This window comes from Bartonella sp. AA78NXGY, from assembly GCF_042197005.1.
Lineage (GTDB): Bacteria > Pseudomonadota > Alphaproteobacteria > Rhizobiales > Rhizobiaceae > Bartonella.
Genome location: NZ_JBHIRI010000102.1, coordinates 338 through 587, shown reverse-complemented (window position 1 = coordinate 587; position 250 = coordinate 338). Strand labels below are relative to the sequence as shown.

1 protein-coding gene is annotated in these 250 nt (G+C 44.0%); it reads right to left on the bottom strand.

Annotated elements, in window-relative coordinates; genetic code table 11:
- Positions 1 to 250: type IV secretion system protein (locus ACFINL_RS09865; RefSeq protein ID WP_375651506.1), on the bottom strand; the 250-nt coding region annotated here is incomplete at both ends.

Here is a 250-nt window from a genome sequence, read left to right as displayed (position 1 = left end):
TATTCATCATCAGATTAAATACAGTCGCTAAGAGTAGAAAGAGGATTATATAATTGATGACTTGGATTATCCATTGCTCGAAAAGGCGATGAGTTGGTTGCCAGAGCAAAGCAATGATGAAGAGTGGTCCCCATCCTACGAGAAGTGTAATAGCGATTTTTGTCAGGAGCACGAGACCCCCACCGATTGCGACTACGAGGCTTGTTGCCAGCAAGATGCTGATGCCTAAGAGACTGTAAAGCAGTCCATT